The 21,913-nt window shown below is 58.3% G+C and carries 19 protein-coding genes and 1 pseudogene; 15 read left to right on the top strand and 5 right to left on the bottom strand.

Annotation, left to right across the window (positions count from 1 at the left end; genetic code table 11):
• Positions 1-50: 50 nt before the first annotated feature.
• A pseudogene (locus tag ACJ2A4_RS01325) lies at positions 51-1,035 on the top strand (Gfo/Idh/MocA family protein).
• A 27-nt stretch (positions 1,036-1,062) separates the two neighbouring features.
• On the opposite strand, the gene ACJ2A4_RS01320 reads toward ACJ2A4_RS01325, so the two are convergent.
• Together ACJ2A4_RS01320 and ACJ2A4_RS01315 are read right to left on the bottom strand one after the other, a co-directional pair.
• Positions 1,063-2,871 carry an ABC-F family ATP-binding cassette domain-containing protein gene (locus ACJ2A4_RS01320; protein ID WP_408873306.1) on the bottom strand — a complete coding sequence of 603 codons (1,809 nt, stop codon included), beginning with the start codon at positions 2,869-2,871 and terminating at the stop codon, positions 1,063-1,065.
• Positions 2,872-2,931: 60 nt separating this feature from the next.
• Positions 2,932-3,672 carry a response regulator gene (locus ACJ2A4_RS01315; protein ID WP_408873305.1) on the bottom strand — a complete coding sequence of 247 codons (741 nt, stop codon included), beginning with the start codon at positions 3,670-3,672 and terminating at the stop codon, positions 2,932-2,934.
• A 222-nt stretch (positions 3,673-3,894) separates the two neighbouring features.
• On the opposite strand from ACJ2A4_RS01315, the gene ACJ2A4_RS01310 reads away from it, so the two are divergent.
• The 8 genes from ACJ2A4_RS01310 to recQ all read left to right on the top strand — a co-directional run bounded on the left by ACJ2A4_RS01310 (position 3,895) and on the right by recQ (position 13,177).
• The gene (locus ACJ2A4_RS01310; RefSeq protein ID WP_408874066.1) at positions 3,895-4,401 is read left to right on the top strand and encodes a sigma-70 family RNA polymerase sigma factor; all 507 of its coding nucleotides are present in this window, start codon (positions 3,895-3,897) and stop codon (positions 4,399-4,401) included.
• Between the two features lie 132 nt (positions 4,402-4,533).
• Positions 4,534-5,109 carry a sigma-70 family RNA polymerase sigma factor gene (locus ACJ2A4_RS01305; RefSeq protein ID WP_194260590.1) on the top strand — a complete coding sequence of 192 codons (576 nt, stop codon included), beginning with the start codon at positions 4,534-4,536 and terminating at the stop codon, positions 5,107-5,109.
• A 201-nt stretch (positions 5,110-5,310) separates the two neighbouring features.
• On the top strand, positions 5,311-5,484 hold the full coding sequence (locus ACJ2A4_RS01300) for a NepR family anti-sigma factor (RefSeq protein ID WP_408873304.1): 174 nt from the start codon (positions 5,311-5,313) through the stop codon (positions 5,482-5,484).
• The gene (locus ACJ2A4_RS01295) at positions 5,481-7,355 is read left to right on the top strand and encodes a sensor histidine kinase (RefSeq protein WP_408873303.1); all 1,875 of its coding nucleotides are present in this window, start codon (positions 5,481-5,483) and stop codon (positions 7,353-7,355) included. Before ACJ2A4_RS01300 ends, ACJ2A4_RS01295 begins: the two co-directional genes overlap by 4 nt.
• A gap of 113 nt (positions 7,356-7,468) precedes the next feature.
• On the top strand, positions 7,469-9,154 hold the full coding sequence (gene cydD, locus ACJ2A4_RS01290; RefSeq protein WP_408873302.1) for a thiol reductant ABC exporter subunit CydD: 1,686 nt from the start codon (positions 7,469-7,471) through the stop codon (positions 9,152-9,154).
• Positions 9,151-10,833 carry a thiol reductant ABC exporter subunit CydC gene (gene cydC, locus ACJ2A4_RS01285; protein WP_408873301.1) on the top strand — a complete coding sequence of 561 codons (1,683 nt, stop codon included), beginning with the start codon at positions 9,151-9,153 and terminating at the stop codon, positions 10,831-10,833. Before cydD ends, cydC begins: the two co-directional genes overlap by 4 nt.
• A gap of 54 nt (positions 10,834-10,887) precedes the next feature.
• Positions 10,888-11,295: an OmpA family protein gene (locus ACJ2A4_RS01280; RefSeq protein ID WP_408873300.1), complete on the top strand. Its 408-nt coding sequence runs from the start codon at positions 10,888-10,890 to the stop codon at positions 11,293-11,295.
• A 13-nt stretch (positions 11,296-11,308) separates the two neighbouring features.
• On the top strand, positions 11,309-13,177 hold the full coding sequence (gene recQ, locus ACJ2A4_RS01275; RefSeq protein WP_408873299.1) for a DNA helicase RecQ: 1,869 nt from the start codon (positions 11,309-11,311) through the stop codon (positions 13,175-13,177).
• Between the two features lie 18 nt (positions 13,178-13,195).
• Here the strand turns inward: recQ and ACJ2A4_RS01270 are convergent, their stop codons facing one another.
• On the bottom strand, positions 13,196-13,681 hold the full coding sequence (locus ACJ2A4_RS01270; RefSeq protein ID WP_408873298.1) for a copper chaperone PCu(A)C: 486 nt from the start codon (positions 13,679-13,681) through the stop codon (positions 13,196-13,198).
• Between the two features lie 130 nt (positions 13,682-13,811).
• Between ACJ2A4_RS01270 and nrdR the strand changes: the two genes are divergently transcribed.
• From nrdR to thiL, 3 genes are read left to right on the top strand one after another with little or no spacing between them, the layout of a single operon-like run.
• The gene (gene nrdR / locus ACJ2A4_RS01265) at positions 13,812-14,312 is read left to right on the top strand and encodes a transcriptional regulator NrdR (RefSeq protein WP_408873297.1); all 501 of its coding nucleotides are present in this window, start codon (positions 13,812-13,814) and stop codon (positions 14,310-14,312) included.
• Entirely contained in the window at positions 14,309-14,794 is a 486-nt protein-coding gene (gene nusB, locus ACJ2A4_RS01260; protein ID WP_062510336.1) for a transcription antitermination factor NusB, read from the top strand. Before nrdR ends, nusB begins: the two co-directional genes overlap by 4 nt.
• Positions 14,795-14,797: 3 nt before the next feature.
• A complete protein-coding gene (thiL, locus tag ACJ2A4_RS01255) occupies positions 14,798-15,775 on the top strand; it encodes a thiamine-phosphate kinase (RefSeq protein WP_408873296.1) in 978 nt (325 codons plus the stop codon).
• A gap of 24 nt (positions 15,776-15,799) precedes the next feature.
• On the opposite strand, the gene ACJ2A4_RS01250 is transcribed toward thiL, so the two are convergent.
• The gene (locus ACJ2A4_RS01250) at positions 15,800-16,993 is read right to left on the bottom strand and encodes a hypothetical protein (RefSeq protein ID WP_408873295.1); all 1,194 of its coding nucleotides are present in this window, start codon (positions 16,991-16,993) and stop codon (positions 15,800-15,802) included.
• A 139-nt stretch (positions 16,994-17,132) separates the two neighbouring features.
• On the opposite strand from ACJ2A4_RS01250, the gene ACJ2A4_RS01245 reads away from it, so the two are divergent.
• The 3 genes from ACJ2A4_RS01245 to ACJ2A4_RS01235 all read left to right on the top strand — a co-directional run bounded on the left by ACJ2A4_RS01245 (position 17,133) and on the right by ACJ2A4_RS01235 (position 20,292).
• Entirely contained in the window at positions 17,133-17,936 is an 804-nt protein-coding gene (locus ACJ2A4_RS01245; protein WP_408873294.1) for an SDR family NAD(P)-dependent oxidoreductase, read from the top strand.
• 113 nt (positions 17,937-18,049) lie between these two features.
• Positions 18,050-19,018, top strand: a complete 969-nt coding sequence (locus ACJ2A4_RS01240; protein ID WP_408873293.1) for a glucokinase — start codon at positions 18,050-18,052, stop codon at positions 19,016-19,018.
• 851 nt (positions 19,019-19,869) lie between these two features.
• Positions 19,870-20,292 carry a hypothetical protein gene (locus ACJ2A4_RS01235; protein WP_408873292.1) on the top strand — a complete coding sequence of 141 codons (423 nt, stop codon included), beginning with the start codon at positions 19,870-19,872 and terminating at the stop codon, positions 20,290-20,292.
• 1,190 nt (positions 20,293-21,482) lie between these two features.
• On the opposite strand, the gene ACJ2A4_RS01230 is transcribed toward ACJ2A4_RS01235, so the two are convergent.
• Entirely contained in the window at positions 21,483-21,737 is a 255-nt protein-coding gene (locus ACJ2A4_RS01230) for a hypothetical protein (protein WP_408873291.1), read from the bottom strand.
• Positions 21,738-21,913 lie beyond the last annotated feature (176 nt).

Raw genomic sequence — 21,913 nt, 5'->3', positions numbered from 1 at the left:
GAGGGCGCACTGCCTTTGCGAGGATCGCCGTGGCTGATAAGCCTGTCACCATGAATACAGCGCAACAGCTTCGGGTCGGCATCGTCGGGGCCGGCCATTTCGGACGGTTTCATGCCCTCAAGTCTGCCGCAAACCCGGGCGAACAGCTTGTCGCGCTTCACGATCCCGATCCGGCCCGCGCAGCGATCGTGGCACGGGAAGTTCGTTGCGGAATTGCCACAAGCTATGAAAATCTTCTGGAGCAGGTGGATGCCGTCATCATCGCTGCACCAGCCGAGTATCACTTTGCCCTGACAAGCCAAGCCCTGAGAGCCAGGCGACATGTTCTGGTCGAAAAGCCTATCGCGGCCACGCTGGACGAAGCGCATGCCCTTGCCGATCTTGCCCGGGAAACCGGGAGAATCCTTCAGGTCGGCCATCTGCTGCGCTACTCGGCAGAACACCGGGCCATCACGGAGCGGATCAAGGCGCCGCTTTATATCGAAGCCACCCGCATTGCGCCTTACAAACCGCGGGGAACGGACGTATCGGTCATTCTGGATCTCATGATCCATGATCTTGACCTCGTTCTGGCAATCGTGGACAGCCCGATCGCGGAAATTGATGCCTTGGGAGCGGCTGTTTCGAGCGCGCATGAAGATATCGCCAATGCCCGCGTCCGCTTCGAGAATGGCTGGCGTGGCCACGATCACCGCCAGCCGGATTTCCCTGAAAACTGAAAGGCGTATGCGTCTTTTCTCACAGGATGGTTATCTGTCCGCCGATTTTATGGAGCGCAAATTGAGCTTCATTGGGCGTGAGCGCGGCGTACCGCTTCCCGGCACAGGTGGCTTCCGGCGCGAAGCCATAAGCTGGAAGGATCACGACAACCTTGCAGTCGAACATGACGCCTTTGCAGCGTCATGTCTTCATGGTGCGCCCGTACTGGTGGACTCCCAGGCAGGGATCAGGGCACTAGATGCCGCCATCCGGGTGACCGACAGCATCCGGCAGTCCCGGCAAATCATGGAGCTTTCAGGCCTGATCCCTTCCTGAAAGCCTAAATGATTTTATCCTTTCAAATTATTGATTTTCGAGGATTTCTTTTTTCATTTCCAGCTCGAGCCACTCTTCCTCGGACCGGGTAAGATCCTGTTCGGCAACCTCCAGAAGCTGGGTGGTCTTCTGAAATTTTGCAGCATCCCGGCTATACAGACCGGGATCGGCCAGAACGTCACGGTATGCCTGGATCTTCTTTTCCAGTTCCGCCATTTTCTGCGGAAGAAGATCCAGGGCCCGCTTGTCATTATAGCTGAGCTTTTTCGGCTTCTTCTCTGTTTTCAAAGCAGATTTTGGCGCAATTTCTTCCGCCTCCGACTGCGCAGGTTCACGACCGGCCGGAACACCCCCACGCTGGATCAGCATGTCGGAGTAGCCGCCTGCATATTCGATCCAGTCTCCACCACCGTCGGAAACCAGCACCGAGCTTGCGACCCGGTCGAGGAAGTCGCGATCATGACTTACCAGCAGGACCGTGCCCGCATAATCGGCCAGCATGTCCTGAAGAAGATCCAGCGTCTCAAGATCGAGATCGTTGGTCGGTTCGTCCAGCACCATGAGGCTGGACGGCTTGGCCAGTGCGCAGGCCAATGCAAGCCGTCCGCGCTCACCGCCCGAGAGCTTTCCTACGGGAGTGCGGGCCTGCTCCGGACGAAAGAGGAAGTCCTTCATATAGCCGATGACATGACGCTTCTCGTCGCCAACCTGCACCATGTCTCCGCTGCCGCCCGCAAGGGTTTCAGCTAGGGTCTTTGAAGGATCAAGGCTTTCCCGCTGCTGGTCCAGCGTGACCATGGCCACGGACGGCCCCATCTTCACGGTTCCGGACTGCGGCTCCATCTTGCCGGTCAGCAGACGCAGGAGCGTTGTCTTTCCGGCACCATTGGCCCCGACCAGACCGAGCCGGTCTCCACGCAGGACCCGCAGATCGAGATCCCGGACAATGGCGCGGTCATCATAGGCCCAGTTCACGCCCTCGGCTGCGATGGTGATCTTGCCTGCGCTTTCGGCTTCTGTCGCTGCCATCCGCAGCGTCCCCTTGCCACGGGACGCCAGTTCCCGGCGCTGCGCCCGGAGTGCTGCCAGTTCTCCGACACGGCGGACATTCCGCTTGCGGCGTGCGGTAACACCGTAAATCATCCAGTCTTCTTCGCGCGCAATCTGGCGGTCCAGCTTGTGCGCGTCACGTTCCTGCTGCTCCAGAACCTCATCCCGCCAGCTTTCGTAACGGGCAAATCCCTGATCCAGCCGACGCGTCACACCATTCTCAAGCCAGACCACGCTGCGAGACAGCGTCTCCAGCAGGCGTCTGTCATGGCTGATGACGATCATGGCGCAGCGGGTGGCAGCGAGCTCTTTTTCCAGCCAGGTGATGGATGGAAGATCCAGATGGTTCGTCGGCTCATCCAGCAGCAGAAGATCCGGCTCGGCTGCAAGGGCGCGGGCGAGGGCACAGCGACGGACTTCACCCCCCGAAAGGTTCTGACAGCTTTCTTCACCCGTCATGCCGAGTTCGGCCAGCATCGAGCGCGCCCGATAGGTCTCGGTCTCATCAAGACCTTCAGACGCATAATCGAACGTAGTGGGATAGGCAGAGAGGTCTGGCTCCTGCGCCAGATAATGAACCTTTGTCCCGGGTTGGACGAACCGCTCGCCAGAATCTGCGATGATATCGCCAGAGGCGATTTTCAGCAGCGTGGATTTTCCCGAGCCGTTCCGCCCGACCAGGCAGATCCGTTCACCGGGCAGAACGCCTAGCTCTGCTCCATCGAGGAGCGGGCGTCCACCAAGAGTGTAGGTAATGTTCTGAAGAGAAAGAATGGGTGCCGACATGGCATCCTATGTGTCGCAGCCTGACGTCTGCCGCAAGACGCCTCCGTCCGAATAAAACTCTCAGACGGGTGTCACACCGCCTGTCACGGCCTGATAGGTTGCAACGGCCAGCGTCATCGGCTCGAACGGCTTGGTGATAACGAAAGACGGCTCCTGCGTCTCACCGGTCAGCAGACGCTCCGGATAGGCTGTCACAAAAATGACCGGCGCTTCATGCGTGCGCAGAATCCGTCCCACGGCCTGCATGCCATCACCACCACCGCCAAGATTGATATCCGCGAGAATAAGGCCGGGCTTTGTCTTTGCGGCAAGTTCAACAGCGTCTGCCTCAGTATGAGCAACGCCCGCAATCCTGTGACCGCAGCGCTCGACCAGATCCTGAATGTCCATGGCGATGATCGGCTCGTCCTCGATAATGAGAACGTTGGTCTGTGCAATCCCCTGAAGCCCTTGGCGGGCCTTGTTGAGTTCGGCAGCCGCCTCTTCATCGGTAATGCCCAGAGCCTGCGCACTGGACGCAAGCGACTGCTCTTCCAGCGAGGTCAGTAGCAGAAGCGCACGCTGACGCAGCGGCATGCCCACCGCAGCATCCGCGCCGTGCTGTGCCATGAATACGTTCACGAGCAGGCCATAAAGCGCTTGTCGTGCGGAAAGACCGCTTCGAGGTGGCTTTTCCATCAGCTCTTTCAGGGCCGCGGCCACGAGTTGATCGCCCGTTTTCTGTTCGCCCACCAGGGCGCGGGCAAAGCGACGTGCATAGGGAAGTGCCTTGACGAGTTCCTGACGTGTCAGATCAGTCATGTGTCCGTGGCCTCCTGAAAAGATAGCTGCCGACCCATCCCGAGTGGGATGCATCCTGTTATGAAGGTTGAATAATCATGACACGATGCCCAATCTTCGTATAGTCTTCGTGGCCACCCCGGTCGCCTGCAATGTCGCATGAAGGATCTTCTTCTGAGCACACCAGCACCCGGGGGCACTCCATCCGGCCCGACTGCGAAAAAAGACAGTTTCCATCGAGGTCTGCTTCAGACCCTTCCGGATCTGCGGGGTTTTGCACGTTTTCTGACACGGGACACGGCTGCCGCTGATGATCTGGTGCAGGATACGATTGTCCGTGCTCTGGCAGCACAGGACCAGTTCCAGGAAGGAACAGTGCTGAAAGCCTGGCTGTTCACAATTCAGCGAAATGCCTTTTACGAGCAGACCCGTCGACGCAGCCGCGAACAGGAAATCATGCAGGATATCGAATTCGATATGCAGCCTTCCACCGCGGCACCATCACTGCAGCACGCGCGTGATGCGGTTCAGGATCTGGGTGAACTGCTCTGGAAGCTGCCGGACCTTCTGCGTGAAGCGCTCATTCTCGTGGGGGCACAGGAACTGTCCTACGAAGATGCCGCCCGGGTCTGCGATGTGCCTGCCGGAACCATGAGGGCCCGTGTTTCCCGTGCCAGAGCCCAGCTTGCGGAGCTGGCTGCAGAAAAAAGCGTTGAGCCGCAGACGGAACCCGAAAAAAATATCACCTGATTTCTGGCGGTTTTCAGCGGTTTTTGGTACCTTGTTTTCGCTCTTAAGAAGATTTTCTGCGGCTGGATGCAACATTTTCTCCCGACCGTTCATTGATCCCATGAAAACAGAGCGAAATCAGGAGTTAGTTCCATGACGTTCCACGATCAGGTCATTGCCATTCTTCCGAAGCTGCGTGTTCAGGCTCTTTCCCTGACCCGTAACCGCGCCGCTGCGGAAGATCTCGTACAGGACGCCGTGTGCAACGCCCTGGCTGCCCAGAACAGCTTCATCCCGGGAACGAACTTCTCGGCCTGGATGCATCGTATTCTGCGTAACCGCTTCATCTCTGATCTTCGCAAGCGTCGTGAGACGACCGACATCGATGATGTACCCGCATCCTCCTTTGCCAGCCCGGCAACGCATGAAGACAGCCTTGCTCTCAAGGATCTGTCGATGGCTCTTTCCCGTCTTCCGGCAGACCAGCGTGAAGCGCTTGTTATGGTGGTGATTCAGGGCATGAGCTATGAGGCTCTGGCCGAAGCAACAGATTGCGCCGTTGGTACGGCAAAGAGCCGCGTGTTCCGTGCCCGCCGTCAGCTGGAAGCATGGATGAGTGGCGAGCTGCCGACCAACGACAAGCTGCGCGTGAAGGTCAAGGCTCTGCGTGATGCAATGGATGCCCGTCGTCGCGCTGGTAAGTCTTCTGACGATCTGATGCTTTCCTGACCTTAATTGGTTACAAACGATGGAATCTGCGTCCATTGCGGTTTAGCAGCGATTGCAGAGAACGAGTTGTTTCGTAAGACTGGATTGGCAGTTCATCCCATAGCGGCTTCTCCAGGAGAAAACTCGGAGTTCGCGCCATAGTCAGTATCAAGGGTGCAGGATTTGCATCTTCTGACGTCACAGGAAGGTTCAGACCAGCCAATGACCGCAGGAGACAAGCGGAAGTCCTCAGCCAGCGATACCAGAGGTGAGGAAAAGGACTCGCCTTTTGGTATCTGGCTGAGCCGGGGCCTGCATCAGCTTTTCGATGATGTTGCAAACGAGCCGATTCCCGATGAGCTTCTCCGACTGATCGAGGAAGACCGAAACAAGTGACTGTTACCCGGTCTGGGTTCCCAGACCTGAGTCCGCGGCGCTGGCGCCGTCTGTTCTACAGATGGGGCGCTCTGCGCAATATCCGGATGCTGGATACTGTCGGTGCCCGGGTGATGGCGCTGATCGTGGCAACAACTCTTCCCCTCGCTATCATCGCCTCTCTGCTCGCATGGCACAGTTATCAACAGAATGTCGGTAACGGAGCCCTGCGCACCGAGCGGGATACCCAGCTTGCGATTTCGGAAATTACAACCGATCTCGATCAAACTCATACACTTCTGGACATGCTCGCCGATGGCGACATTTCCTCAGGCAATGCCCTGCGGGAATTTTCTCTCGTCCAGACAGTGTCGCAGCATCATTACTGCCTGCTGATGCTGACAGATGTTTCAGGGCGTCCGTCGGTCGTGCTGCCACCTGCATCAACGCAGGAAGCTGCAATCTGCCGGTCTCCTGAACTCGCTGACCCGTCGATGACATCGACGCCGGCAAAGCTCCCTGTTGTCGGGGTCGACGTTCTGAAAGGTGACCGCGGACCGCTTCTGAAATTTGTTGTTCCCATTCTCAGCAACAATTCCGTTTCCGGCTACATTATTGCCGTGCGAACACTTGGCTGGCAGCGCAGTCATCTCCCGAAAGGGGATAGCCGCCTTCTCCTTGGAACAGGAGACAATGCACAGCATTTTCTCGCAATGCCGGACGGCTCTCTTTATTCGCTTTTCCCCGATCGCCCCGTGGTTGCGACACTGCCGCCCAAAGCGTTGGCCCGACTGAAGAGGGACATCTCGTCTCTCAATCTGCACGACGTCTTTACAAGCCGCGGCATCACCTATGCCTTCCAGAACGCCTATGGCCCCGTAAGCCTGATCGTTTCCACCGAGCGTACTGCCGAGGAAAGCCATGCGCTCAATATCTTTTTGATCCGGGTCAGCCTTATTGTCGGGCTGCTGGTTCTTGAACTGATGGCTGTCGCACTAGGGGCCCGGCTTTTCCTCGTTGATCCGCTCGAGAAACTGGCTCAGGCCGTAGCTGACTGGCGGCGGGGAGCGCCATTCGCACCAAGGATAAACCGTTCCATACCGCTGGAAATCCGGCACCTGGAGAAAGCATTCCTTCGGGCAACGCGGCGACTGAGCCAACACGAACAGGATCTGGAGCAGTCGGCACGCAACCAAGACATGCTGATTCGCGAAATCCATCACCGCGTCAAAAACAACCTGCAGGTTGTCGCGTCCCTGCTGAACCTTCAGGCGAGCCGCATTCGCTCTCATGAAGCCCGTGAAGAGTTCCGTCTCGTCCGCGATCGTGTCAGGGCGCTCGCAACCCTGCACCGTTACCTTTATTCCGAGAGCGGCCTCTCTGCGCTGGACGTCCAGAGCTTTCTGGAAGAACTCTGCAGCATCCTGTTGTCTGCGAACGGGATGAACGCCCAGACGCGCATTCGCCTGCAGCTCGACATCGAGCATGTCCTGATTTCACCCGATCAGGCCGTGCCGATCGCCCTGATCGTCACCGAGGTCGTGAGCAATGCCCTCCGATATGCCTTCCCGGAGGACAGGGCAGGTCACATCGTCATCGCCTTGCACAAGGTCATCCCGGCGCCTCCTGAACAGGAGGGACTGGTCGAACTGAAGCTCGGAGACGACGGTATCGGTATCAATGCCGGCCAGGCCTCCGAGTCCCGCACACGTCGGGAAGGTATCGGGATGCAACTCATCCGCGGGTTCGCCCGTCAGATCAACGCCGAGATGACGGTCAGCAACGAAAATGGGACGTGGTATACCCTGCGTTTCGTTCCGGAACAGCCCTCACTTACGGCTCTGGCCATGGCCCGCAAGGCGATCAGTCACGGCGAAGACTCGGGCCTGTAAAGGCCGGTCACCTTCAAGGTTCCACCCGAAAATCCACGAAAAAATCTAAATAAGCGGCAAGAATTGTGTGAAGCACTGTCTTGTGGAGCTTTTGCGACCTATATGCAGGGATCATGAATGCCGACAAGACAATCGCAAAAGCGTGGGTAAAGGCACAGGGACGAGCAAGCCGCTCCCGGACCTCTGTCGTCGTATTTTTAGGACTGCTCTCGACCCTGCTGGGACTGCTGCAGGCCTGGGCACTGGCACGAACGCTGGCGTCTGTCCTGACGCGGGATACGGACAGTACCGGGCCGGCCATCGCCGTTTTCCTGCTGGCCTGTGTGCTGAGGGTCATCCTCTCCACCGTGCAGGACATGACGGCTGCGGCGGCAGGAATCCATGCCCGGCGCCGTCTGCGCCGTGAGGTGCTGGATCGCATCATCGGCGAAGGGCCAGCCTTGCTGCGCCGCCACCATAGTGCGGCCATCGCAGCGACTCTGGTCGATCGTATCGAGGCGCTGGACGGCTATTTTGCCCGCTGGCTGCCAGCAGCCTCGCTGTGGCTGGTGTCACAATGGCTGGTTGTCATTGCGCTGTATCTGGAAAATCACGAGGCCGGTCTGATCCTCGCCGCCTGCTGTGCATCGCTTCCCATCTTTCAGGCTGTCTTCGGAATCGCCACCGCTGTCGCATCCCGCCGGCAGTTTCTGGCCATGACGCGCCTTCAGACGCGCTTCCTTGACCGTGTGAAAGGCATCGCAACCATCGTCCTGTCCGGCGGCACCGATCGCGAGACACAGGCTCTGGCCCAGAGCGCCGATGACCTGCGCCAGCGCACCATGAAGGTTCTGCGGATCGCCTTTGTGGCGTCGGCCACCACTGATGTCGCCATGGTCGTGGCCCTTGTGCTGATTGTCGTGACGCAGGCCAACACCCTGATGGGACATCCTTCGGACGCCGTTCTGACCCACGCCCTTTATGCCGTTCTGCTGGTGCCGGAAGCGTTTGCATCCTTCCGTGCCCTGTCTGCCGCCTATCAGGACCGGGCCCATGCCACCGCTGCCGCAGAAGCCATGCATGAACTCGCACCACTGACCAAACGGACATCTGCTGGTCCGGATATTGTTCATGCGGATGGCGGAATTTCAGTGACTGCAGAGCATGTCTCCTTTGCCTGGGACGAGCAGCGCGGCACAGTCATTCATGATGTCAGCTTTGCTCTTCCGGCTGGATCGACCCTGATCCTTGAAGGAGCCTCTGGCGCAGGTAAATCCACGCTTCTGGAACTGCTTCTCGGCTTCGTTGCACCCTCACAGGGCCGCATCCTGTTCGATGGTCAGGACATGCAGACCCTGTCTCCGCGCCAGATTTCATCACGAATCAGCTGGATCGGACAGAAGCCTGTCCTGTTCGCCGGCACGATCCGGGAAAACATCCTCTTCGCGCGTCCAGATGCCTCGGCCGAAGATCTGAAACATGCCGTCTCGGCTGCGGCTGTCGATCAGTATCTGTCGTCCCTGCCGGAAGGTCTGGAAACGCGGATCGGCGAAGGAGGCTTTGGCCTCTCCGGCGGACAGGCGCAGCGTATTGCCATTGCACGCGCCTATCTCAAGGACGCGCCGCTTCTGCTTCTGGATGAGCCAACGTCCCATCTCGATCCGAAAACAGAGGCGGAAATCCTCATTAGTCTGAAAGAACTGGCCAAAGGCCGGACTGTCATCCTGTGCAGCCATTCCGCTCAGGCCCGCCAGTTCCACGGCCGTCATCTTGTCCTTGATGGCGGTCGCGCTGTCGCCTTTACGGGAGAAGCTGCATGAGCGCCCCGCTGCCAACCAGCCCGGTTTCAAGTCTGAACAGCGAGACGGCGCTCTCCCGCATTCTGCAGGTCTGGCGCCCCCAGTATACGCGTCTCATCACCGGCATTGTCATAGCTGAACTGGCTGTCTGTGCCGGCTTAGCCCTGATGGGGCAGGCAGGTGGACAAGTCGCCGGTGCCGCGATCGGAGCAGGGGCTGCCTATCTTCTCCTGCGTCTTTCAGGCCTGGCACAGATCGTCCTGCGCTATTGCGAACGCCTCTATACCCATGACGCCATGTTCCGCGCGCTGGCGGACCTGCGGGTCTGGTTCTACCGCAAGCTTGCAGGTGGTGCTGCGGCGGGCTTGGGTTTCCAGCGTTCAGGAGATCTCCTGTCGCGTCTGGTGTCCGACGTCCAGACGCTGGACAACCTGTATCTGCGCATTCTTGTGCCGCTGATTTCAGCCCTGCTGACACTCCCGATCGCAACACTTGTCTGGATGCGGGCCGGAATGGAAGCGGGCCTTCTGACCGGTGCGCTGTTTGCTGTCCTCGCATTCATATTGCCTCTGATGGGCGCGCGTCTGTCCCGTCGTTTCGGTCCGGACATTCTTCGTGCGGAGTCCGACCTCCGGGTTGCCGCTCTTGATCTCACATCCGGCCTCCGCGAAGCCCGGGCTTTCGGCGCAGAAGATGTTCTTGCCGCCGCAGTGACGGACCGTCAGGAAACCCTGTTCAAGGCCCAGCGTCGTCAGCAGACCCGTATGGCGCTCATGCACGGTTTCGCGGGCCTGATCGCCAAGGCCGGGATTGCAGTTATCCTATGTGCGGTTGCAGGCATCCTGTTTCCGCAGTCTCCAGCCATTGCCGGCATCACGGCGCTGTTCGTTGCCATTACGGCTCTGGAAGGCGTGACAGGACTGGCCCGGGCAGGACTGCTCACCGGGCAGGTCAGTCACGCGGCACAACGCATTGTCGAGATTGCCGACCGCGCCCCCCCGGCTCCGGAAGGCAATGCGGCACTTCCGGCTGGACGGGATCTGCGACTGGAGAATGTGACGTTCCGCTGGACAGCGGACCGTGCACCGATCTTTCGTGACCTGAACCTCACACTCCGGCAGGGCGAGCGCGCAGCCCTGATCGGGCCTTCCGGCGCAGGAAAGTCCAGTCTGGCCGCACTGATCCTTAAGGCGGCATCCCCGGAAAAGGGACGGATCCTGCTGGGAGGAACAGACATCACCACACTGCGCGACAGCGACCTGCGGTCTCAGATCGCATGGCTGTCACAGGCCAGTCACCTGTTTGATGATACCATTCGGGGCAATCTGCTACTCGGACGGACGGACGTCCCCGACACCGCACTCTGGGCTGCACTCGAGCAAGCCAGGATCGCAGATGTTGTCCGCGAACTTCCCGATGGTCTGGATACGTGGATCGGCGAGGGCGGCTCGAAACTTTCAGGCGGGCAGGGACGGCGTATCGCTCTGGCGCGTGTCCTGCTGTCCGATGCTCCGATCCTTGTTCTCGACGAGCCGGCAACCGGACTGGACGCCGATACCGAGCGGGCCTTCCTCGAAACGCTGAACAATGCGACCGAGGGACGAAGCGTCCTGCTGATCGCGCATCGTCTGACCGGTGTGGAAAAACTTGACCGCATCTGGCGCCTCGAGGACGGACAGGTTATTTCCAGTGCGTGCTGACCGGCCCGCGCCGATCCAGCTTCACGCTTACTTACCCTGACAGGACGCTACGCCATGGCACGTTTCCTCTCCTTCGTCCGCATCGCGGCCCCGGTTTTCGTTCTGTCAGCTGCGCTGGCTGGATGCGCCCAGCAGCCGTCGCGTGACAGCTACGTCGTTTTCTTCGATCGTAAATCGGTAACGCTCAGCCCTGTCGCACAGGCTGTCGTGACCAAGGCTGCTACAGCCGCCCGCGCTGAACATGCCTCCGTCGTCCGCGTCTCGGGTTCGGCCGGTGCAAATGGTGACGCTGCGGTTCTGAAAGAACTGGCCACGAGCCGCGCCCAGACCGTCGCTACCCAGCTCAGCAATGACGGGATCAACGGTGCACGGATCGAAATGACGCCGTACACGCCGAGCGAGCTTGAGGATTCCCACGTCGCCCTGCGTCGCGTCTCCATCACCATCGTTCCGGGCCACTGATCCGGCGCCCGGGATGACGCAGGCGCAGAACAGCCCTCCCGTCACTCCGGGATCACATCCGCCTTCCACGCCTGAAAGCGTGCTTGCGGAAGTTTTCGGTTTTCCCGGTTTCCGCGGCCTCCAGCAGGAAGCTGTCGAGACGGTCATGCGGGGTGAGGATGTCCTTGTCCTCATGCCGACCGGTGGCGGAAAAAGCCTGTGCTATCAGGTGCCAGCTCTTTGCCGCGACGGTATGGGACTGGTCATTTCCCCGCTGATTGCCCTGATGGACGATCAGGTTGCCGGTCTTCGACAGCTTGGAGTTCGCGCGGCAGCCCTGCATTCCGGACTTGAGCCGGATGAACGCGATGCACTGCAAAGCGATCTTCGCGGTGGCAGGATCGACATTCTCTACATTTCGCCAGAGCGTCTCCTTCAGCCCTCAACCGCGAATTTCCTGTCAAAGCGCCAGATCTCGCTGATTGCGATCGACGAAGCGCACTGCATTTCGGCCTGGGGGCATGAATTCCGACCGGAATACCGCGCACTCGCCAGCCTGCCGGAGATGTTTCCGGGTGTGCCGCGCATTGCCCTGACGGCCACGGCCGATCCCCGGACGCGGGATGATATTCTGAACGCGCTCGGCATGCCCGACGCACGTGTCCTGATGGCGAGCTTTCACCGCCCCAACCTGATTGTGGAAGCCAGAGCCAAGGCCAGCGAAAGCCGGCAGCTTCTCGAGACCCTGCAGAGCCATCGTGAGGGAGCCTCCATCGTCTATTGCGGCAGTCGCAACAAGACGGAACGTGTCGCGACGATGCTGCGGGACAAGGGCCTGACGGCTCTTCCGTTCCATGCCGGTCTGTCCTCGGTCGAGAAACGGGCGACCCTGCTGCGCTTCCGCTCCGGCGAGGAAATGGTGATCGTCGCCACGATCGCGTTTGGCATGGGAATCGACCGGCCCGACGTGCGCTGTGTGGTCCATCTGGACATGCCCTCGTCGCCAGAAGCCTATTACCAGCAGATCGGACGGGCAGGGCGCGATGGGGAGCCATCCGATACGCTCCTGCTCTATGGCGGCGAAGACATGGCCCGGGCCCGTTACTGGCTCGAACAGTCCAGCGCACCGGATCATGAAAAGCGCGTCATGCAGGCACGGCTTGAGAGCATGATCGCGCTCACGGAAACCACGGGCTGCCGCACCCAGGCATTGCTGGCATGCTTTGGAGAAAACCTTCCTCAGCCCTGCGGCCACTGCGACAACTGCATCAGCCCGGTTTCGACCTTCGACGGCACGCAGGCGGCCCAGAAGGTGCTTTCGGCGATCTATCGCACCGGGCAGCGCCTTGGAGCAGTTCAGCTTTCCAATGTGCTGCGCGGAAAGCTCAACGAAACCATCGAGCGCAATGCCTATCAGCATCTTTCGGTGTTCGGGATCGGCAAAGATCATAGTGAGCAGTGGTGGCGCGCTGTCATTCGTCAGCTGATCGCGCGCGGTGCCATCCGGATGCACGGCGAATATGGCAGTCTGGCATTGCAGAGCGAGATCGCCCGTCCGATCCTGCGCGGCGAAGAACGCGTAGCGCTCCGGCTTGAGGCCAAGGCAGCCCTGACTGCCAGCGCGGGCTCGGATGGCCATACAGAAAATGATCGCCTGTCAGCAGACGAAAAGCCGTATTTCGATGCCCTGCGTCAATGGCGCCTGTCAGAGGCGCGGGAGCAGGAAATCCCGCCCTATGTCATTTTTCATGACTCGGTCCTGCGAGACATTGCCCGAGAGCAGCCTGTCAGCCGCGAAGAACTGGGAACCATCAAAGGAGTGGGCGCCTCGAAGCTGGACCGCTATGGCGCCGCAGTACTGACCGTACTGCGCGAGATCCGTGAGCCTGCGACGGCTCACTGAACGCTTACCGAAAAAAAGTCAGTCGTGGGTCAGTTCGTCAGGCTCGGTCACGGTGAAACTGACGGTGATGCCGCCACCATTGAGAATATCAAACGTGAAAGGCACCTTGTCGCCCTTTGCTGGCATCTGCCGGATCCCCATGCACATCATATGATAGCCAGACCGCGGAAAGATCATCGTCGAGTTGTGGGGCAGGGCCAGATGCGTGAAAAGATCATTCGCGCCATCGGTCTGCTGCTGGTTCGTATGATGGGCAACAACATTCTGACAGAGCGGAGACGAAATGCCCTTCAGCAGATGATCGACACTGTCATCATTGCGAATCGTGAAATACCCAGCACCTCGGTTCGGAAAATACGCTGAAGGACGGAACGTCCCGTCCATGACCACCACCCGCTGTGCGTTATGATCGGCATCCGGTGCCGCCGCCGCTGGAACCTGCTGGGCCATGGCAGAGGCAGTGGAAAGAGCAAAGAGGGCGGTCAGGACAGATACCCGTTTCAACGACAGTCTCCCGGTGTTGTGCGCGATTTCCCAAAGCCATTGGGGAAGCCCGTTTGGGCCGGAACGCATCATCCGGTAAAGTGCTCCCATTTCCCCGGCCACGACAAGGCCCGAACACTCAGGATCGCGAATGCGTTGCCCTTTTTGCGGACATGACGATACCCAGGTCAAGGACAGCCGCTCCACGGAAGACGGCGTTGCCATCCGTCGCCGGCGCGTCTGTTCGGCATGTACGCAGCGTTTTACCACCGTGGAGCGGGTCCAGCTCCGCGAACTCTCCGTCACCAAGGCGGACGGACGGCGCGTGCCTTTCGACCGGGACAAGCTCGCACGCTCCATCCGCGTTGCCCTGCGCAAGCGCCCGGTTCCCGAGGAACGTCAGGAGCGTCTGGTCAACGGGCTGGTCCGACAGCTTGAGGCTTCCGGGGAACACGAGATTTCTTCCCATCGCATCGGCCAGCTGGCGATGGATGCATTGCGCGAAGTGGACGGTGTGGCTTATGTCCGCTTCACCAGCGTCTACCGCGACTTCCGCGAGGTCGAGGCGTTCTCGAAAATCCTCGCCGACATGAAACCCATTCCCGGGGATACGGACACACCGTCCCCCGACAACTCCCAGGAGACACCATGACCGCCACCGACGCCCCCGCCACGAACCCGACGCGCCGCAGCCGGACCATTGCCCGCGTTGCGGCCGTCCAGGGACTGTTCCAGTGTGAACAGTCCGGCGACACGGCGGAAACCGTCATCAGCCAGTTCATCCGTCACCGCCGCGTCAGCTCTACCGCTTCGTTCGACGATGGACATATCCCCGATGCTGATCTGAAGCTGTTTCAGGAAATCGTTTTGGGTGTCACACGCCGTCAGGACGATATTGATGCGAAGCTGAGCGACGTTCTCCCTGAGCAGTGGCCGCTTCCGCGTCTGGATCCCGTGCTTCGGGCGCTTCTGCGCGCTGCCGTCTTTGAACTGATCGCCACGGATACGCCCGACCGGATCATCATCAACGAATATCTGGATGTCGCTCACGGCTTCTTCTCGGGCGACGAGCCCAAGATGGTCAACGGCATCCTTGATACGCTCAGCCGCCGCGGCAGCGACGGCAACGTCTGATCCATGACGGGCACGTCAGGGGCCGAAGCGACGAAAGCAGGCGAGTTCGGCTTCATCGCCCGTCATTTCCGGCCCCTGGCTGGGCCAGAGAGCCTCGACCTGCGCGATGACTGCGCCCTGATGCGCTGTCCCGCAGGCGAGGAGTTCGCCATCTCGACCGACACCATGGTCGAAAACGTCCATTTTCTTCCTGACGATCCACCCGAAACACTCGGGCGCAAGCTGTTGCGCTGCAATCTTTCGGATCTGGCGGCCATGGGGGCACGGCCTCATGCCTATACGCTGAACGTCACGGTTCCACGTGGCGGACGGCATGATGAAAGCTGGTTTGCCGCCTTCTCACGTGGACTGTCCGAAGACCAGAAGCTTTATGGCATTCATCTGATTGGTGGCGATACCACGTCCATTTCAGGCCCTTTGGTTCTCTCCGCCACCGTGTTCGGACTACTGCAGCGCGATACGGCGCTCCGTCGCAGCACCGCCCGTCCCGGAGACGATGTCTGGGTCACAGGCACGATCGGGGATGCCGCTCTGGGACTGCTTGTCCTGCAGGGCAAGTTGCAGGATCCATCAGGCTTCCTGGCAGAACGATATCATCTACCCCGGCCCAGAACAGGGCTTCACCTGCACGGCATCGTCAGCGCGGCGATGGACATTTCGGACGGACTGATTCAGGACTGTGGCCATATCGCCGAAGAATCCGGTGTCCAGCTTGTCATTGAAGCAGATGCCGTTCCAGTCTCTTCTGCCGCGGCCTCACTGGGGCATGACTGGCTCATGCGTCGCCTGTGCGGCGGCGACGATTACGAACTGCTTCTCACATGCGCACCACGACATTCAGAAGCCCTTCAGGTGGCGTGTCAGGCTGCCGAAATCCCGGTCCATCGCATCGGAACGGTACGTTCTGGCACAGGCGTGCGTGTTCTGGACGCAAAGGGACGGGACATTATCCCAGAGCAGGGTGGCTGGCAGCATTTCTGACAGCCACCCTGTGAGCGCGGAGCCTCAGGCGGGATCTTCGATAGCCCGCTCATAGAGCCGGTAGCGCTTGTATGGCTCCGGCACGATGCTCTCGGCCAGATTGCGCATGTTGGAATCGGACGCCTGGATCCAGCCCAGTTCCACCCAGGAATAGGGCAGGGACTTCCGCCGACGCATCAGCTCGGCAATGGCCAGCGATGGAAGAAGCGCCCCCAGAACCGTTCCGCGCAGACGCTGCGTCACGCCAAGCAGAATGACACGGGCAGAGTGGAAGCGATGCGTTGCCAGACGCGCGGCGAGCTTCACCCAGCCGAGAGGCGAGGGGGCACCACCAAGGTCGCCCGCGATATCATAAAGATTGGGCACAACCAGTGCCATGGCGACAGGCTCACCATTCTGGTCGATCTGGACGTAATGTTCCGGGCGAAGGACCGGGCCAAGCTGCTTGATCATGGCCTTCATTTCGTAATCCTGAAGCGGAACGAAATTGAATTTGTCACTCCAGGCGTCATTGTAAAGCTGGCGCAGGATTTCACCCTGCTGGGCAATCTGCTTCTTTGACAGACGTCGGATGGCGATGGCGCCCAGCCGGCCTTCACCGATTTTCAGATCGCCCGGCACCTTGAAGCGCGACTCCGTCTGATCATCCAGATCGAGCTTGTAGCTGAGCAGATCCTCAACAGGGGTATAACCCGCTTCTTCGACCAGTTTGCCCAGCAGAGGTGGATGCCAGGGCATGGCAACCATCAGGGGCTGGTCCTGTCCTTCGATCATCAGACCGGATTCGCCGTTACCGCTCAGTGTGACAGGGCCGCGCATCGTCTGCATGCCCTGCAGCCGCAGCCAGTTCCGTGCCGTGTCCAGAAGAGCGCTGACGATGCTCCCTTCCGGAATGGCGTCCAGGGCCCCGAAGCAGCCGATCTTCATGCCCCAGTGCTCGATGGCACGATGGTCCACGATCGCGGCGATGCGCCCTACAGCCGTGTTGCCGCGCCAGGCCAGAAAATACCGGATGCTTGCATGACGGAAAATCGGTGCTTTTTTCGGATTGAGCAGGTCATCCTGCTCCATGTCGAAAGCCGGAACAAAGCCAGCCATGCCGGCATAGATGCGACGCGGCAGGGTCATGAACAGCTTGAGGTCCGCCCGCGTGGTCACTGGCCGGACCACAAGATCATCATGTGGCGCAGGGATGTCAGTCCTGTCGGGCAGTGTCATAATGGCAGGTGAACCTCTGATCGAAAAAAACATCCCGTCAGACGGGGTGATGTGCCAGTACGGCACGGGGTCGCATCTTGTTGCATGGGAGGGCTATACCCTTCCAGCCCCGATCCGACCACGAATAAAGCGGTTTCCCATGTCAGATGCTTCTGTTTCCTCCTCCAGCGCCCCGTTTCACGTCCTTATTACCGGGGGATCAAGCGGCATCGGCGCCGCCTTGGCCCTCCAGTATGCCCGTCCGGGAACACATCTGACGCTCTGGGGACGCAATCCCGAGCGTCTCGCCGAAGTTGCGGCACAGGTTGTGCGCAAGGGGGCAACGGCCGACACATTCTCGCTCGATCTGTGTCAGACGGACGATGCCCTGGCAGAACTCCGAAAGACGGATGATGCGCGGCAGATCGATATCCTGATCCTGGGAGCAGGCCTCGGAGATATCCGCCCTGAAGGCGCGCTCACGGAAACAGCCGAGGAAGTTCGCAACATTTCCCTGGTCAATTTCACAACCCCCGCAACGCTTGCGACCGAGATGGCTTCACGCATGGCCGCTCGCAAGGGTGGACGTATCGCACTCGTGGGCTCGGTGGCCGCTTTCCATGATCTGCCGATCGCCACGGCCTATAGTGGCTCCAAAGCCGGTCTTGCGAGGTTCAGCACAGCCCTTCACGCTGCCATGACCCCGCACCATGTCTCTGTCACCCTGATTTCCCCGGGTTATGTGGACACACCCATGAGCCAGCGTCTTGAAGGGCCAAGACCTTTCCTGGTGTCGTCTCGCCGTGCCGCGCAGATGATTGCCCGCGCGATCGGGCAGGGACAGGCGCATCTGCTTTTCCCGTGGCCGTTCGCCATTGCCCGGTTTTTGGAGATGATTGTGCCACGGGCCATCGTTCACCGACTGCTCAGAACAGCCGAGGTCCGGCAGCGCCCTGCACGCTGAAGTAAATTCTTTGGAAGCTTCCGGAACTTGACGTGGCCGGGACGGTAGGTAACTGCTGCGCATAAGAAAAAGCGCGGGCCACCGGCCAGCATCGTCAGAGGATTTGAGGTGCCATGAGGGAAATCGTAGCCGTCGATATCGGTGGAACGCACGCACGGTTTGCAATTGCGACCATTGAGGACGGCAAGGTCGCCACACTGGGTGAAGCCACGACACTGAAATGTGCGAATCATGGTAGCCTCGCTCTGGCATGGGAAACGTTCGGTCGCTCCCTGAACCGGACACTTCCGCGCGAAGCCGGAATTGCGGTGGCGTGTCCGGTAAGTGGCGAGATCCTCAAGCTCACCAATAACCCATGGATCATCCAGCCCAGCCAGCTGGGGGCGCGTCTGCATCTCGACAATTTCGTGCTCGTCAATGACTTCGGCGCTGTGGCTCACGCTGTAGCACAGGTCGATTCGTCGCATATGAGGCATCTCTGCGGACCCGATATCGATCTGCCGACCGAAGGCGCCATCACGATTGTCGGTCCCGGTACGGGGCTGGGCGCCGCCTGCCTCCTTCGTCGCAAAGACCGGTATTTTGTCATGGAGACCGAAGGTGGCCATCTGGACTATCCGCCACTCGACGAACTTGAAGACAAAATCCTCAGCGCCCTGCGTCTGCGCTTCCGCCGCGTTTCCGCCGAGCGGATCGTTTCCGGCCCGGGCCTGACCAATCTGTATGAAGTCATTGCGGAGATGCAGGGCTGGCCCATTACCCTGCGTGACAACCGGACATTGTGGAAAAACGCGCTCGACGGCTCCGATACTGTTGCCGTTGCCGCTCTGGAACGCTTCTGCCTCAGCCTGGGCGCCATTTCAGGCGATCTGGCTCTGGCACATGGCGCCCGCGGCGTCGTCATTGGCGGAGGACTGGGACTGCGGCTCGCCGATGGCCTCGGCCATTCCGGCTTTGCTGAGCGATTTGTCGCAAAGGGCCGCTTTGAAGGCATGATGACCGAAATGCCGGTCAAGATCATCACGCACCCGCAACCTGGCCTGTTTGGCGCGGCCGCAGCATACGCAGAAGCTCATCCGTAAAACGAAAATACGCCCGGATTTCTGGAAAACATTTCTGCAGATCCGGGCGAAAATGACATGACAGCCAGTGCTAAAAACCTGGCGGCGTGAAACGTCAAAACTTTCCTCTACAAAACCGCCGTTTTTCGCGCGTTTCGTGAGACGACTTGCCGTATTCCCTTTACGCCCGACCTGGCTTCAGCTTGCACCGGCGACCAGGATTAACCGGCAATTCTGAGGCAACGATAGCCTTAGGGGAGGCGGCAAACTGATAACCGTCGCAGCAGACAAAAACCCGGCAGTTCATCAGCATTTCTTGACGGTTCGAAGACTTGCTGTTCTGTTCTCATTATCGGAGAACAGGAAGTATCTGAAACCGATTATCGGTGCGTCGCCGCTTCAGCGTCGGATTGTGGCTATGAGATCTGAGCTCAAAAGAAATCTGGAGAGAACACATGAATGATGGTTTTCTGATTGGCGATCTGGTCAGGGCCAAACAGTCTGCCGTCGATGCGACAGTTACCGCGATTGCCAAAGATGTTGCCGGCCCATATTTCCTCCAGAGGCGCCCTGCATTGGTACTGGATTTTGGACCGGCGGGCTCTGGTTCTCGAAGGAGCGCATGGATTGCCTACAGGCGGAAAAAGTAGACTTAAGTAAATATAAACTCGTTGCCAGACCGGAAAAAATCAGCACTTCTCAATCCATTTAAAACCTGAGAAATTCCTCCCCAGTCGAAACGCATTAGTCTCGTCAGATCAAAAAAATGCTTCTACAGCATCCAATGGGCCAGCGGGACATGCACGAGTGATCCTGATACGCCCCTGATGTATCAGGCTTTACCCATGTCAACCGCTGATCTGGGAGCATGTATGCGTCTTGCTCTCTCTAAAGCCAGCGATCATAAAGCGCAGCAGATCGACGGAAAATTGCCAGAGGAGTATCGAAAGGAGATTTCTCGTCGATCCGGTGAAAGTGAAAAAGTCGTTCAGGAAGAACTTCGCGTAAAATACAAAATCGAACCAAGCAAGCTTCTTTCTGCACGGTCAAAAACTAATGTTGAGCAGTTATTTTGCTGTTACAAATTGCACCCTCCCGTTCAATGTGGTGGAAGCGATATGTTTGTGTCCATAAATGAAAGTAATGAAAACATGGGATTGGTGGCATTGAAAATGCTCGACAGGCCTTATATGCGGAGAAGAAATGCTGTGAAAAATATTCGCTCTCCTCAAAGATCATGCCTCTTCTTGAGGACTCCATCATTAATGCAGAATTTTAATTATGCAGTGTATTGAAACTATATTTCTCGAAGATTTGTTCTAATAGCAGTAAATAAATTATCTATAAATATAGATTAAACATAATACACATATATTTGGCGCATGCATTAGGATTTCTAGTCAGTGAGGACTTTGAACTGGGCCAAATATCTTAGTCTCGAAGATAATAATCGCGCGGCAGCATGATTTTTCGCTTCAGAATAAGATTAAATCGCAGCGTATAACTGGTATTCTCTTTGGCGTAGTTTCTGAACCAGGGAAAAGCGTCCGAAGAAGCTGGTTTATATTGATAAGACTACCATCCGTACACGCTGTGAGCGGCGCCTGATTCAGACTTGTATTATCAAGAAGCGAGCGTCTGGTAATTCCTTAATAGGCGCCGATTTGCATTTCGTGACGTCCCAGCCATGCCTTATCCAATTTCCAGAAGATATGTGGATCAACACTCTTTATTTCACTCATCCAGCGAATGGACTGCCCTCTAGAAGCCCAATTTCTATCAGTATCATTCGGGCGATCGCAAACTCGGGATCAAGGAGGTCGTGCTGTATCTATATCATGTCAGATAGCCTGGTTAATAGCCACGATACTGCAATGTGCTTTGATGTCGGATATGAGTCTGTTCGTCACCGCACATAATCACAAACAAATGTCCTGACAGTCCGGCTCTACATGCTCTTGCGCTTCGTTGAGGCCAACAGCACCATTCGACAGCCCACCTGCTGAACGAAGCACGACCTCAGCCGTCTACACCAAGATACCCTCATAGCATGATGTAAAACCTTCATCAGGAAGCTGGGCGGTTAGACAGACCCGGATTTCAGCTTACCTCCAGCAAGGTTTCTTTTTGTATATATCGAACCAGTCGCCGACAGCAGATTTAAGTCGCTATACAACAGGAGGCGACCATGTTCGCTCAATCCGGTAACGCACACTGTAATCCGACGAAACCAGCAGGTTCTCCAGGCGAAAGGGAACCTTTTGATCTCTTTCTAGACGAGAACCCGATCATAGACGGGCCACCAGAAGAAGACGCGGCTGAAGAAGACTATGACCCGACGAAAAGTGCTCCGCCTTCCAAACCTGGAGAGCCGCCTGTACTTCCGGAGTCTCCGGGCAATCCCACCAACTGATTCTGCCCGGCTTCGGCCGGGTTTCTTTTCGCTGCGACCAAACCTCCGCTTCGAAACGGCTTTGAAGTGTTGTCACCCCTGAAACGGAGATGATGATGTCTTACCCTCAAAGCCCCAGTGAGTTGCCCAATCCACCACCACCAATGCCGCCTCAACCACCGAAACCCAATCCATACCCGCCGCCAGGTGAAGATCCTCCGCCCATGCAGGAACCACCAAATCTGGTGAATTGATAAAGAGACCCGGTAGAAGCCGGGTTTCTTTTTGTCTCAACCAAACTCCGGGTCTGCGGTACGCTTGAGTCATTTTGCCGGAAGGGCGAACCATGTTCATTCCAGTTGATGAGCACACCACAAAGCCAGCTCTCCCTTCAGACAACCGCGACCTCAAGCCACATGATGATGGCCTAACGGTGAATACTGAAAATCCACAGCTTGATTCTCCGCCGCGGCGATTAAAGCATGAATATCGCATTCGCCCTCTCGGCAGATTTCGCCCGCCTT

Source organism: Gluconobacter roseus (genome assembly GCF_046058915.1).
Classification (GTDB): Bacteria; Pseudomonadota; Alphaproteobacteria; order Acetobacterales; family Acetobacteraceae; genus Gluconobacter; species Gluconobacter roseus_A.
The sequence above is the reverse complement of the archived record's forward strand: the minus strand, read 5'-3'. Positions and strand labels throughout refer to the sequence as shown.

Bases quoted from the DNA above. Each gene is read 5' to 3' on its own strand.
- ACJ2A4_RS01230 (WP_408873291.1), bottom strand. From the start codon at position 21,737: ATGGTTCGCCCTTCCGGCAAAATGACTCAAGCGTACCGCAGACCCGGA.
- ACJ2A4_RS01315 (WP_408873305.1), bottom strand. From the start codon at position 3,672: ATGACTGATCTGACACGTCAGGAACTCGTCAAGGCACTTCCCTATGCA.
- ACJ2A4_RS01320 (WP_408873306.1), bottom strand. From the start codon at position 2,871: ATGTCGGCACCCATTCTTTCTCTTCAGAACATTACCTACACTCTTGGT.
- ACJ2A4_RS01300 (WP_408873304.1), top strand. From the start codon at position 5,311: ATGACCGCAGGAGACAAGCGGAAGTCCTCAGCCAGCGATACCAGAGGT.
- thiL (WP_408873296.1), top strand. From the start codon at position 14,798: ATGACGGGCACGTCAGGGGCCGAAGCGACGAAAGCAGGCGAGTTCGGC.
- ACJ2A4_RS01235 (WP_408873292.1), top strand. From the start codon at position 19,870: ATGCGTCTTGCTCTCTCTAAAGCCAGCGATCATAAAGCGCAGCAGATC.
- cydC (WP_408873301.1), top strand. From the start codon at position 9,151: ATGAGCGCCCCGCTGCCAACCAGCCCGGTTTCAAGTCTGAACAGCGAG.
- ACJ2A4_RS01245 (WP_408873294.1), top strand. From the start codon at position 17,133: ATGTCAGATGCTTCTGTTTCCTCCTCCAGCGCCCCGTTTCACGTCCTT.
- ACJ2A4_RS01250 (WP_408873295.1), bottom strand. From the start codon at position 16,993: ATGACACTGCCCGACAGGACTGACATCCCTGCGCCACATGATGATCTT.
- ACJ2A4_RS01280 (WP_408873300.1), top strand. From the start codon at position 10,888: ATGGCACGTTTCCTCTCCTTCGTCCGCATCGCGGCCCCGGTTTTCGTT.
- recQ (WP_408873299.1), top strand. From the start codon at position 11,309: ATGACGCAGGCGCAGAACAGCCCTCCCGTCACTCCGGGATCACATCCG.
- ACJ2A4_RS01240 (WP_408873293.1), top strand. From the start codon at position 18,050: ATGAGGGAAATCGTAGCCGTCGATATCGGTGGAACGCACGCACGGTTT.
- nrdR (WP_408873297.1), top strand. From the start codon at position 13,812: ATGCGTTGCCCTTTTTGCGGACATGACGATACCCAGGTCAAGGACAGC.
- nusB (WP_062510336.1), top strand. From the start codon at position 14,309: ATGACCGCCACCGACGCCCCCGCCACGAACCCGACGCGCCGCAGCCGG.
- ACJ2A4_RS01305 (WP_194260590.1), top strand. From the start codon at position 4,534: ATGACGTTCCACGATCAGGTCATTGCCATTCTTCCGAAGCTGCGTGTT.
- cydD (WP_408873302.1), top strand. From the start codon at position 7,469: ATGAATGCCGACAAGACAATCGCAAAAGCGTGGGTAAAGGCACAGGGA.